General features: G+C 41.6%; 14 protein-coding genes. 2 read left to right on the top strand and 12 right to left on the bottom strand.

Going from position 1 to position 11935, the window contains the following annotated elements:
- The 11 genes from ABNR88_RS06085 to ABNR88_RS06035 all read right to left on the bottom strand — a co-directional run.
- On the bottom strand, nt 1-498 hold a 498-nt coding region (locus tag ABNR88_RS06085; RefSeq protein WP_348670179.1), incomplete at its 3' end, for an FAD-dependent monooxygenase.
- On the bottom strand, nt 495-1814 hold the full coding sequence (gene pmbA, locus ABNR88_RS06080; RefSeq protein WP_348670178.1) for a metalloprotease PmbA: 1320 nt from the start codon (nt 1812-1814) through the stop codon (nt 495-497). The genes ABNR88_RS06085 and pmbA, both read right to left, overlap by 4 nt.
- Nucleotides 1815-1818: 4 nt before the next feature.
- Complete coding sequence (locus ABNR88_RS06075; RefSeq protein WP_291928890.1) at nt 1819-2568, bottom strand: sulfite exporter TauE/SafE family protein; 750 nt, start codon at nt 2566-2568, stop codon at nt 1819-1821.
- A gap of 26 nt (nt 2569-2594) precedes the next feature.
- Nucleotides 2595-3443, bottom strand: coding sequence for a CBS domain-containing protein (locus tag ABNR88_RS06070; RefSeq protein ID WP_291928892.1), 849 nt, complete (start codon nt 3441-3443; stop codon nt 2595-2597).
- 38 nt (nt 3444-3481) lie between these two features.
- On the bottom strand, nt 3482-3778 hold the full coding sequence (locus ABNR88_RS06065) for an RnfH family protein (protein ID WP_291928895.1): 297 nt from the start codon (nt 3776-3778) through the stop codon (nt 3482-3484).
- Entirely contained in the window at nt 3778-4512 is a 735-nt protein-coding gene (gene hisA / locus ABNR88_RS06060) for a 1-(5-phosphoribosyl)-5-[(5-phosphoribosylamino)methylideneamino]imidazole-4-carboxamide isomerase (RefSeq protein WP_291928898.1), read from the bottom strand. The genes ABNR88_RS06065 and hisA overlap by 1 nt, the downstream gene beginning before the upstream one ends.
- 5 nt (nt 4513-4517) lie before the next feature.
- Nucleotides 4518-6023, bottom strand: a complete 1506-nt coding sequence (locus ABNR88_RS06055; protein ID WP_348670177.1) for a YifB family Mg chelatase-like AAA ATPase — start codon at nt 6021-6023, stop codon at nt 4518-4520.
- Nucleotides 6020-7045 carry a tRNA (adenosine(37)-N6)-threonylcarbamoyltransferase complex transferase subunit TsaD gene (tsaD, locus tag ABNR88_RS06050; protein ID WP_348670176.1) on the bottom strand — a complete coding sequence of 342 codons (1026 nt, stop codon included), beginning with the start codon at nt 7043-7045 and terminating at the stop codon, nt 6020-6022. The genes ABNR88_RS06055 and tsaD overlap by 4 nt, the downstream gene beginning before the upstream one ends.
- On the bottom strand, nt 7032-7766 hold the full coding sequence (lptB, locus tag ABNR88_RS06045) for an LPS export ABC transporter ATP-binding protein (RefSeq protein ID WP_291928907.1): 735 nt from the start codon (nt 7764-7766) through the stop codon (nt 7032-7034). Before lptB ends, tsaD begins: the two co-directional genes overlap by 14 nt.
- Nucleotides 7767-7801: 35 nt before the next feature.
- A complete protein-coding gene (locus ABNR88_RS06040; protein WP_291928909.1) occupies nt 7802-8554 on the bottom strand; it encodes a biotin--[acetyl-CoA-carboxylase] ligase in 753 nt (250 codons plus the stop codon).
- Nucleotides 8533-8835: a diacylglycerol kinase gene (locus ABNR88_RS06035; RefSeq protein WP_291928935.1), complete on the bottom strand. Its 303-nt coding sequence runs from the start codon at nt 8833-8835 to the stop codon at nt 8533-8535. The genes ABNR88_RS06040 and ABNR88_RS06035 overlap by 22 nt, the downstream gene beginning before the upstream one ends.
- 110 nt (nt 8836-8945) lie before the next feature.
- On the opposite strand from ABNR88_RS06035, the gene truA reads away from it, so the two are divergent.
- The gene (gene truA / locus ABNR88_RS06030) at nt 8946-9689 is read left to right on the top strand and encodes a tRNA pseudouridine(38-40) synthase TruA (protein WP_291928911.1); all 744 of its coding nucleotides are present in this window, start codon (nt 8946-8948) and stop codon (nt 9687-9689) included.
- A gap of 63 nt (nt 9690-9752) precedes the next feature.
- On the opposite strand, the gene sulP is transcribed toward truA, so the two are convergent.
- Nucleotides 9753-11510: a sulfate permease gene (gene sulP, locus ABNR88_RS06025; protein WP_348670175.1), complete on the bottom strand. Its 1758-nt coding sequence runs from the start codon at nt 11508-11510 to the stop codon at nt 9753-9755.
- Nucleotides 11511-11693: 183 nt separating this feature from the next.
- Here sulP and ABNR88_RS06020 point away from each other — a divergent pair.
- A partial coding sequence (locus ABNR88_RS06020) for a SulP family inorganic anion transporter (RefSeq protein ID WP_348670174.1) occupies nt 11694-11935 on the top strand: 242 nt, incomplete at its 3' end.

Genomic DNA, 11935 nt, shown 5'->3' with positions numbered 1-11935 from the left:
ATCTCTCACGCGTGATCTGGCGCCATCTGCACCAATCAGTAGTTGACAATCTAATGTCTGATTGATATCCACTGTTACCTGATAGCCTTCATGAGTTTTTTCAATGCTGTCGAGTTTTGCACTGATAAATTCAATATTAGTTTTTTCCAGTGCTGTAAATAAAGCCGATTGAATAACGTCATTCTCAATAATGTGACCTAGATGATCAAGACTTTCATCTTGAGCATGAAAATCTAGCGAACCGTGAGAATTCTGATCCCAAACACTGGTATTGGCAAAGGCATGCTTGCGTTTGATTAAATCCCAAGCGCCAATATTTTTAAGCAGTTTTTCTGATGTTGGTGTAATGGCACTCACGCGTGTATGGTGAGCGTCGCCAAGTATTGGATTAGGGTTATTGGGCTCAATAATCGCAATTTTGCTATTGGTTTTTGCCATTGATAGTGCAAAAGCCTGGCCCACCATGCCGCCACCAATAATAACAATGTCGTAATTCACTCGGTCTCTCCGGCAATTGTCATTTGATTAACAAGCACTGAGCCAACTTTAATATTACCTCGATGGTCAACATCTGTACCTATGTGCTCGATACCCAAGAGCATATCTTTTAAATTGCCAGCAATGGTGATACCCGATACAGGATATTGAATTTTGCCATTTTCCACCCAAAATCCGCCTGCCCCTCGAGAGTAATCGCCCGTGGTGCCATTCACGCCTTGACCCATTAATTCGGTCACCACTAAACCTGTATCCATGAGTTTAATCATTTCATCCAAATCACCACTAAAAGAATGCTCAACAATAAGATTGTTTACACCTCCAGAGTTGGCCGTTGTCTGTAAGCCGAGCTGATTTGCTGAATATTGACTCAGTACATAGCTCTTAACCTGGCCACTTTCGACAAAATACTGTTGACGCTTTAACACCCCATCACGATCAAAGGCTTTAGCGCCAATGGTTTTTTTGGCAAAAGGCTTTTCCAGTATTGAAATACTTGACGGCAATACCAGCTGATCCAAACTATTCAACAAAAAGGTTGATTTTTTATACTGACGAGAGCCGCCTAATGCGCCAATTAACTGTGAGAAAAGCCCACTAGATACTCTCGGTGAAAATATCACCGGGCACTTTTGCGAAGGTAAAGATCTAGCGCCCAGCTTGCTAGCGGCAAGTTTTGCAACGCCAGCGCCCACCCATTCTGGCGTTTGCAGATCTTGTGCATCAAGGGCTGCTGTGTATTCATAGGCCGTTTGCATATCTTTACCTTGGCCAGCAATAACACTACAACTTAATGAGTGTTTAGCGCCTTTTTGCACGCTCATCATGCCATTAGAATTTGCATACAAACCCTCGCCTTGATAACTAGACACCTCGGCACCATCAGACTTGTTGATATCAGTATGATCCAGTGCTTGCGCCTCGCAACGTGCGGCCAGCTCAATACTATGCTCAGGGTCTAGATCCCAAGGGTGATACAGATCTAAATCAGGCACTTCAAACGCCATAAGCTCTTTTGGCGCTAGGCCATTAAATGGATCATTTTGGGTATATTTAGCAATAAGACAGGCGGATTCGACTGTTTTTAAGATGCCGCTTTCACTCAAATCAACGCTCGATGCATGACCTTTAGCCTGACCCAAATAAACATTAATATCCAGAGATTTATCTAGATGATATTCTAGTGTTTCAACTTTACCCAAACGCACTGCAGTAGAGACACCAGAGCTGTTACTTAAAGAAATTTCATAACCGCTCACTTTGTGACGGTTCAGTATTTGAATGACTTGCTGTGCTATTTGTTCTAACGACATCATATTGCTAAGTAAGGTAATCTAAATCGGTTGGCTGTTTAAAGGTGTTAATACTTTGCGGATTGTGCGTATTCATCTTGTTGTGTCCGTGTAATTTATCAGTTATCATAGCACTAATCGGCATCCATAAAGCAGCAACACCTAGGCCGATAATTAGCAATCCAGAGATTTTTCTAACCCAAGTTTTTTGCGTTAAATGCGTTATCTGAGTTGAGACGCTAGCCATCAATAACAAACTTGGCAATGTGCCCAAACCGAATGCCAACATAATTAAGCCGCCTTGAGAGGCTGAGCCTGAAACAATGGCAAAACTTAAAGCGCCATAGACCAATCCACACGGAATTCCGCCCCATAGTAGGCCAGTAAAAAAGGCACTTTTTAAGTCTTTAACAGGCAAGAATCGCCTGGTTAACGGCTGTAGAATTGCCCAAAGTTTAGCGCCTACTTTCTCCAGTATTTGAACACTTGATGACCAGCCTCCAATATACAAACCCACCATCACCATAAGCACGCCCGAGAAAATTCTAAGCGCCTTATCAAACAGGCTCATTTGCAAGGTTTGCGCTAATATTGCACCTAATAGGCCAAATGCAAGCCCCATCAAGATGTAGCTTAAAATTCTGCCAATATTATAATTTAGATGGAACAGGGCAATTTTTTTAGGATTAGATCTAACTTCTGGAGCAAGTCCCGCTGTAAGCATGCCGACCACACCGCCACACATACCTAAACAGTGCACGCCCCCCAATAAACCCATTAGAAATACACTAACCAGGATGTCCATTAACTTCCATTTTGACTATCTAAGCGCTCAACTTCTAGCAGGTGAATACGACGCGAATCAGTTTTTAAAACTTTAAATTTAAATCCTTGTAGGCTAATTTCATCCATCTGCTCAGGCAAGCGAGTAAATCCAGCAATCACCACGCCTGCAACGGTGTCGATATCTTCACAGATTAATTGAACCTCAAAAAATTCTTCAAATTCTTCAATAGGTGTATTGGCTTTTAATAAGAAACGCCCATCACCAAAATCAATAATATTATCTTCCTCTAAATCGTGCTCATCTTCAATCTCACCAACAATCTGCTCTAGTACATCTTCAAGCGTTACTAAGCCAGCAATTTCACCGTACTCATCCATAACAATAGCCATATGTGATTTTTTTTGCTGAAAAAGCCTAAGCAAGGCTCCCAAGGTTTTGCTTTCAGGCACCAAGATGGCACTGCGCAAATATTCTTTATAATTAAACTCGGTGCGTTTATCACCCGCTAAATAACTGAGTAAATCCTTAGCCAAGATAACACCTTGAATTTTATGGCGTTTCGAATTAATAATTGGGAAGCGTGAATGAGCCGACTTAATCATGACATCAAGCAACTCTTTGGTATTGGCATTATGCTCAATAGTGACCATTTTTGATTTTGGCACCATTACATCACGCACTTCCATGTTTTCCAACTGCATAGTGCCCTCGATAATGCTACGACTATGAGAATCAATAATGTGACTTTCTTCAGCCTCCTTAAGCGCTTGCAAAAGCTCATCACTTGAATCAAGCGGTGCGTGGAAAAATTTCTTATTCAACCTTTTAAAAAAAGATTGTATCGACGGAGGTTGGTCTTCGTTCATGTACTTAGGTTTAGATTAAAGCGTTATTTTACCAAAAATTAGGATTTTTTACTACTGCGCATATTTTTGCCCTGAGCAGCACGCTCTTTACGAACTTGCTTAGGGTCAGCAATAAGTGGTCGGTATATTTCTACACGGTCTTTTTCGCGTAAGATGGTGTCTAACTTCGCTATCTTCCCAAAAATACCAGTTTTGTGTTGGCTTAGATCGATTTGAGGATAAAGTGTTAATATGCCTGAAATTTCAATGGCTTGCTTTAGAGTTGTTCCCGTATCAGCTTCTAGTGTTAATAGCGTCTGCTTATCTTCTAACGCGTAAGCAACTTCAATATTCATTAGCTTTTTTGATCACACAATTGTTGCGCTTTAGCAAAATCTAGCGTACCTTCATAAATAGCACGACCTGTAATTGCACCGCCAATACCGTGGTGTGCCTCGCTCAATAAATTAGTAATGTCATCCATATTGGTAATGCCACCAGAAGCAATAATATCAATCGAAGTTTGCTTAGCTAAATCAGCAGTCGCCTCAACATTAACCCCTTGCATCATGCCGTCACGGGCAATATCGGTATAAACAATCGAGCTAACGCCGTCTTGTTCGAATTTTTTGGATAACTCAACCACATGTAAATCGGTTTGCTTAGCCCAGCCTTCAGTTGCCACCAAGCCATTGTTAGCATCTAAGCCTACAATAACCTTGCCAGGAAACTCTCGACACAACTCAGAGACAAACTCAGGATGAGTAACAGCCTTGGTGCCGATAATTAGATAGCTAATACCTGCTTCAACATAGGTATTAGCAATTTGCATATCACGAATGCCGCCGCCAATCTGTACAGGTAAGTCTGGAAATGCCTTAGTGATTTCTGTCACACTTTTGGCGTTAATTGGCTTACCTTCAAAAGCACCATTTAAATCAACCAAGTGGAGACGTTGTGCACCTTGCTCCACCCATTGAGCGGCCATCTCAGCAGGATTATCTGAAAATACTGTTGTGTCCTCCATTAGCCCTTGCCTTAGGCGTACACATTGTCCATCTTTTAAATCAATTGCAGGAATAATAACCATTTTTTCTATCCATTATGCCGACGATAGCCAATTGCTTCAATCAGGTGTTGCTGCTCAATTGTTTGAGCATGATCCAAATCTGCAATGGTTCTAGCCACTTTTAAAATTCTATGATAGGCTCTTGCTGATAGGTGCAATTTGTCAATCACACCTTCTAACAATTGTCTATTGTCTTTATTTAGAATAATTAAACGATCAACCTCATCAGAACTCAAACGATCATTTAATTTACCCTGTCTATTCAGCTGCATATTATAGCAATCTAATACACGCGCTCTAATAGTTTCACTATTTTCTATTGCTTCGTTTTTTTGGCTTAGTAACACCTCTTTTGGCAAAGGCGGCACTTCTAGCACCATATCAATACGATCCAGCAGTGGGCCAGAAATCTTAGCCTGATATTTACTAATCTGATCATCGGTGCAATGACACTTAACTGTTCCATCTCCATAATAGCCACATGGACAAGGGTTCATGGCAGCAATTAATTGAAAATTTGCCGGAAAACTCACTTGTTGTTGCGCGCGCGAAACGTGCACCGTACCACTTTCCAAAGGCTGTCTAAGCGCTTCTAATACATGACGTGGAAATTCAGGCAACTCATCTAAAAATAAAACACCTTCGTGTGCCAGGGAAATTTCACCCGGTTTTGGCTGAGATCCACCACCAACCAAGGATACAGCTGATGATGAGTGATGAGGCGATCGGAATGCTCGAATATACATTTGAGCACTGTCTAGCGCCTTTCCAGCAATGGAATAAATAGACGCTCTTTGCAGGGCTTTTTCAGCACTCAAAGGTGGCATAATTGAAGGCAGCCTTTCCGCCAACATAGTTTTTCCAGAGCCAGGCGTGCCACGTAGCAGGATATTATGCCCACCACTAGCGGCGACTTCTAGTGCACGTTTGGCTTGGTACTGACCCTTAACTTGTGAAAAATCATTGGCGTAAGTTATCTGTGTGTTCGCTTTTAGTGGGCAAGGCTCAGGCTCACTAACGCCAGATATGAATTCACAAACTTGCAACAAATGTTGTGCTGGCAATAGATTTGCCCCTTCAACCAATGCGCATTGTGCACAATCATCAGCAGGGATAACAATATCATGCTTTGACTTGTATGCCTCAATAACTGCCGGCAATAAGCCCTCTGTACTGTGCAACAAGCCATCCAATCCTAGCTCGCCATAAAACTCATATTGTCCAATATCGACACAAGACTTAATCTGGCCAGACGCCAACAAAATGCCAAGTGCAATAGGTAAATCATAGCGTCCGCCACGCTTAGGCAGATTGGCTGGCGCAAGACTCACGGTAATACGCCCTTTAGGCATTTTAAAATGTGAGTTAATTAGCGCAGAACGCACCCGATCTTTACTTTCCTTGAGCGCACCTTCTGGCAAACCTACAATAGAAAACCCTGGCAAACCGCCAGAAATATGCACCTCAATAGTCACAACTGGCGCATCAAGCCCGGTTGAAGCTCGAGTAAAAACCTTGGCTAACTGGCTCACACGACTTCCAAGTCTTCCAAACTCCATCTTGGCTGAATAGCAATTTCACCATTGGCACTAGCCTGCCCTTTGCTTAAGCGAAAATGCCCAGCTAAGGCAATCATGGCGCCATTATCAGTACAAAACTCTTGGCGTGGATAAAATACTTGAACGCCTTGTTTTAAGCCCATCGTATCCAATTCTTGACGCAATGCTAAATTAGCACTAACACCACCTGCCACAACCAATGTCGTTCTATTTGTTTGCTCCAAAGCACGGCGACATTTAATCATTAGTGTAGACGTTGCCGCCACTTCAAAGGCTTTGGCAATATCAGCCTTTTGCTCGGGATATTTGACAAACGTATTGCGCGCAAATGTTTTTAGACCACTAAAACTAAAATCCAATCCTGGACGGTCAATCATCGGTCGCGGGAATTTAAAAGCATCAGCATCACCCTGCTGGGCAAGCTTTGCCAAAGCCGGCCCACCAGGATATCCCAAACCCAAAATCTTAGCTGTTTTATCAAAAGCCTCGCCAACTGCATCATCCAAAGACTCTCCTAATATCTCATACTGGCCAATCGCCTTAACGTCAATCAGCATCGTATGTCCACCTGACACCAATAAAGCTACGAAAGGAAAGCTAGGCGCTCTCTCTTCTAATAAAGGTGCTAATAAATGCCCCTCCATATGATGCACCCCAAGCGAGGGAATCTTAAGACTCCAGGCTAATGACTTTGCCACAGCACTACCCACTAGCAAAGCTCCGGCAAGACCAGGTCCAGCTGTATAGGCTATTGCACTAATATCGTTTAATGTGGTTTTGGCATCGGCCAGTACAGATTTAATCAAAGGTAAGGCGCGCTGAATATGATCTCGAGATGCCAACTCAGGAACCACGCCACCATACTCGCTATGAATATCCACCTGGGAAAATAGCTGATGACCAATCAGGCCTTTTTCGCTATGGTATAAGCCGATACCTGTTTCATCACATGAACTCTCAATACCCAGAGTAATAAAAGGCTTAGTGATTGGCATTAAACTCGCCTAAATACACTTTTTTAACTTCAGCATTATCCAGAATAGTTTGCTTATCGCCTTTGGCAATAATCCCGCCTGCATGCAAAACATATGAATGATCACAAGTATCGAGCATTTCCCGATAATTATGATCTGTGATTAGCACACCAATACCCTTGTCTTTTAAGTGATAAATAATCTGCTGAATATCGCCCACAGAAATTGGATCTACGCCTGCAAATGGCTCATCTAATAGAACAAACTTTGGATCCATTGCCAATGCTCTGGCAATTTCGACTCGACGCCTTTCACCGCCCGAAAGACTCAACCCGTCAATATGACGAATGTGCTCAATATGAAACTCTGACAACAATGCCTCTAGTCGATGTTTTCTCTGTGTTTTATCTAGGGTGTTATTTAGCTCTAACACCGCCAATATATTATCTTCAACCGACAGTTTTCTAAAAATCGAAGGCTCCTGAGGCAAATACCCCAAGCCCAGTTTGGAGCGCTTATGCATGGGCATTTTGCTCACTTTGACATCATTAATGAAAACTTGACCTTTGTCTGCTCTCACCAAGCCGCAAGCAATATAAAAACAGGTGGTTTTTCCTGCTCCATTTGGCCCTAATAGGCCGACAATTTCTCCCGATTTAACCTCAAACGAAACATCGGAAACCACTTCACGTCGGGCGTATTTTTTAGAGATATTGGTAACAGTGAGTGTGCTTGATGACATGATCGATTAATTGATTTTCTACTGGATATCTTACCCTAAATAAGTCGAATTTGTTTAGAGCTACAAACCTCAATTAACTGACCGTTAACTTCCACCATTAACATGCCCTGGGAATTTATACCTCTAACCACGCCCATAAAAGTTTGATGATGTAAATCCAGCTCTACGCGTGTATTTTTTAAATAATCCACTTGCTGCCATGATCGAAGAAAGTGGGAGAAACCGTGAGATGCAAATAATTGGCAATTTTTTAAAATATGATTAATAATCAAAGCGGCTAAATTTTCAATGGGTGGTAATTTTGGAACGATGCTGGCCAAATCTATCCAGGGCGATTGGCACTCAAAATTTTGACTTAGATCGTAATTTAAACCCAGCCCTATGACCACTGACTGATACTGACCTTGTAGTGTATTCTCAATCAAAATTCCGGATAATTTTTTATGATCAAAAAATACATCATTTGGCCATTTAAGCTTTGCCTGTTTAATACCGAGCTCTTCTAGTGCGTCAACAACAGCAAGTCCAACCGCCAAACTGAGTCCATTTAATGCCAGATCTGCTTTAAAAACATAGCGAATAGACAATAGGATGCTGGCATCTTTTTGACTTAACCAGATACGCTCATACTGCCCTTTACCTTTAGTTTGCTCACTGGCAATACAAATCTGTGTTGTGCTAGAAAAATCTAGCGCTGATAGATAATCGTTAGTACTGGTAATTGAATCAAAAGCAAAGCATTCAACCTGTGCGTCGATTTGATCAACTAAATTAGAATAATTAGCCACGTAATAACCAGCAACATTAAAGAAAGCCAAACCGCTGCCGAACCCATATCTTTAGCAGCGCCTGACAACACGTGATACTCATCGCCAATACGATCCACCACTGACTCGATTGCCGAGTTAAGAATCTCGACAATTAATACCAAAAATACAACTGCAATAAGTGCGAATTTTTCAATCGCAGACTCTCCTAAAATTAAAGCCAGCGGGATTAATATTACAGTCAGCCAAACCTCTTGTCGAAAAGCAGCCTCAGATTGATAGCAGGATTTCAGCCCCTTCATTGAAAACTCATAAGCAGTAAAAATTCGTTTTAGACCAGTTGCTTCGTTTTTCACAAGTTACCCTGTAAGTGGTTAAAATAGTTAAATCAATTTTACACACATGTTCAATTATGAGAATAGCATTAGGCGTTGAATACATGGGAACCAACTTCCATGGCTGGCAATTACAAAAATCTGGCATTCGTACCGTACAACAAGTTGTTGAAAAAGCGTTATCCAAGGTTGCTGACCACCCTGTTAGAGTTTTTTGCTCTGGTAGAACTGATGCCGGCGTGCATGCTATTGAACAGGTAATTCATTTTGAAACGCACGCTATAAGAGAAGACAAAGCCTGGCTATTTGGTGGCAATGTTAACCTCCCTGCAGATGTTAACTTCACCTGGTCAAAGCGCGTTGATGATGATTTTCATGCACGCTTCAGTGCCATTGCTAGACGCTACAACTACAAAATTCACAACACCAAGGTTCGCTCTTCTATTATCGGCCAGCACTCACTATGGGAGCCCAGAGCCCTAAATATTGACGACATGGATAAAGCTGCACAATTTCTTCTTGGAACACATGATTTTTCAGCTTATAGAGGGAGCTTGTGCCAAGCAAAATCCCCTATTAAAACTATTGAATTTATCCGCTTAACCCAACACAGTGAAGAGATTTTATTAGACATTAAGGCTAACGCATTTCTACATCACATGGTCAGAAATATCGTAGGCACGCTGCTCAAAGTTGGAAAGGGCGAGCGTCCTGCTTCATGGGTTAAAGAGGTGTTAGAGTCAAAAGATCGTAAACAAGCTGGCGCCACTGCACAGCCTCAGGGTCTATATTTTGTAAAAGCATTTTATGAAAACCTGTAGACTTTTGCTTATCCAAAAAAAATCCAAGCATAAGCTTGGATTTTTTTTCATTTTCTTAAATTACTAAGAAATTAAATGTTTTAAAGGACTGTGTGAAGCTGCCTCGTCATCACCCAATTCTTTCCATGCGTGACGAAGTGCATCAGTACGACGATCGTAGAAACGATCTTCACCAAACTGATCCATAAAACCTGACTTTCTCAATACCTTTTCAATACCTTCAGTACGAGCAAATAGGATTTCGACACCTGCAGCAGAACATCTATCCAATAAGCCTGCAAGCATCTCTTCACCCGAGGCATCAATTTGGTTAATACCTGCCATATCTACAATAATATATTTCAAACATTGATGCTTCTCAGCAATCAAATTAAGCATGCGATCTTCAAAATAACCTGCATTACCAAAGTATAAAGAGCCAGAATATTTAACAATTGATACCACTTCACAACGATCAAGTTTGTTATCTAAGGCATTTACCAGCATAGTTGATCCGCTATGTGCCGATAGCTCGGTAAATCTTGGCTGCATCGTACGGTACAAAAATAGTGCTAATGATAAAATAACACCGATCACAATACCATTTTCTAAATGTGGTGCAAATATCAAAGTTAAAACAAATGAGGTCACTGCCACAATAGCATCATGCTTTTCAACCTTCCAAGCATGCATAATCGGTGCAAATTTAATTAAATTAATAACTGCCATAATAATCACTGCCGCTAATGTTGCTTGTGGAAGGTGGTACAAAAGTGGCGTCAAAAATAACAAAGTAATACCAACAATAACTGCAGTAACTACTGACGAAAAACCAGTAACCGCGCCTGCTGAAATATTAACCGCTGAACGAGAGAACGATCCTGATACCGCATAACCTTGGAAGAAGCTTGAAACAACATTAGACAAACCTTGCCCCATTAGCTCTTGATTGGCATCAAGACGCTGTTTAGTTTGTGCTGCCATCGCTTTTGCAATTGAAATAGCCTCCATAAAACCAATCAAGCCAATGGTAATTGCTGTTACGATCATTTGGTTCATAACTGAGAAATCAAAGCCTGGAATAACTAATGGCGGCAACCCTTCAGGAATAACACCAACAATTGCACCACCGTAACCGCCAGTTTCAACTGAACCGCCAAAATCAATTAACCAGGCAATAATCGTTGTTACAGCTACTGCTAACAAAACGCCTGGTAACTTTGGTGCATATTTTTTAACCGCAATCATAATTGCAAAAGCGATCAAAGCGATCGTTAAAGTAATCATATTCGTGTCTGAAGTTGCATTAGCAATCGTTCCCCATACCTGCTCATATGTATGATCACCCTCTCCTTTAACAACACCAAATATCTTGTTAAGCTGAGACGTGCCAATAATGATTGCTGCTGCATTGGTAAAGCCAACAACAACAGGGTGAGATAAGAAGTTAATAACAAAACCGAGTTTTAATGCGCCCAGTACAAACTGGAAAACACCTACCAAAAATGCCAATAGAGATGCATATACAACATACTCCTCCATACTTGCGCCTTCTGGCAAAATTGTTGGCACTGCTGCTGCTGTTAATAATGATACAACAGCAACTGGGCCTGTGCCTAATTGGCGAGATGACCCCATTAATGCTGCAATCATAACCGGCAAGAATGAGGCGTATAAGCCGTGCTGCGGCGGTAAGCCTGCAAGTTGTGCATAAGCCATTGATTGTGGCACCAACACCAAGGCAACTGTTAAGCCGGCAACTAAGTCTGCTTTTAATATGTTTGAGTCTCTAATTTCACCGATCCATGCTAGAAATGGCAAAAACTTTGCAATTTTGTTCATTGTGCTTCCAATTGTGTCATAAAAATAGCCAATGGCTACATAAGGGGCATTGCCTAGCAAGACTGTCAGGCAAATATTAATGCTATATTATATAATAATACCCCCATTTAATACACGTTATTTTGTATAATATTGCACTTGTCTTTTTCAGACATACCCCTTTAACTTTACAAGGATTAATTCATGAGATTAATTGAGAATTTACATCTTAATAACATTCGCGGCGATATTACTGGCGGTATTACTGCTGGTGTAGTGGCCCTTCCATTTGCAATTGCCATGGGCTTAGCCTCAGGTGCTGGCGCTATTGCCGGACTATACGGTGCAATTATTACCGGCTTTTTTGCTGCCTTGTTCGGTGGCACGGGCGCACAAGTATCCGGCCCAACAGGCCCTATGACAGTAGTAATGGCACTTGTTGTTAC

The organism is uncultured Candidatus Thioglobus sp., from assembly GCF_963981275.1.
Lineage (GTDB): Bacteria > Pseudomonadota > Gammaproteobacteria > PS1 > Pseudothioglobaceae > Thioglobus_A.
Note: the sequence above shows the minus strand (reverse complement) of the source record. Positions and strands in the feature narration are given on the sequence as shown.

Excerpts from the sequence above, each read along its gene's own strand:
- pmbA (WP_348670178.1), bottom strand. The coding sequence starts at position 1,814 with ATGATGTCGTTAGAACAAATAGCACAGCAAGTCATTCAAATACTGAAC.
- ABNR88_RS06075 (WP_291928890.1), bottom strand. The coding sequence starts at position 2,568 with ATGGGTTTATTGGGGGGCGTGCACTGTTTAGGTATGTGTGGCGGTGTG.
- ABNR88_RS06070 (WP_291928892.1), bottom strand. The coding sequence starts at position 3,443 with ATGAACGAAGACCAACCTCCGTCGATACAATCTTTTTTTAAAAGGTTG.
- ABNR88_RS06065 (WP_291928895.1), bottom strand. The coding sequence starts at position 3,778 with ATGAATATTGAAGTTGCTTACGCGTTAGAAGATAAGCAGACGCTATTA.
- hisA (WP_291928898.1), bottom strand. The coding sequence starts at position 4,512 with ATGGTTATTATTCCTGCAATTGATTTAAAAGATGGACAATGTGTACGC.
- tsaD (WP_348670176.1), bottom strand. The coding sequence starts at position 7,045 with ATGCCAATCACTAAGCCTTTTATTACTCTGGGTATTGAGAGTTCATGT.
- lptB (WP_291928907.1), bottom strand. The coding sequence starts at position 7,766 with ATGTCATCAAGCACACTCACTGTTACCAATATCTCTAAAAAATACGCC.
- ABNR88_RS06035 (WP_291928935.1), bottom strand. The coding sequence starts at position 8,835 with ATGAAGGGGCTGAAATCCTGCTATCAATCTGAGGCTGCTTTTCGACAA.
- truA (WP_291928911.1), top strand. The coding sequence starts at position 8,946 with ATGAGAATAGCATTAGGCGTTGAATACATGGGAACCAACTTCCATGGC.
- sulP (WP_348670175.1), bottom strand. The coding sequence starts at position 11,510 with ATGAACAAAATTGCAAAGTTTTTGCCATTTCTAGCATGGATCGGTGAA.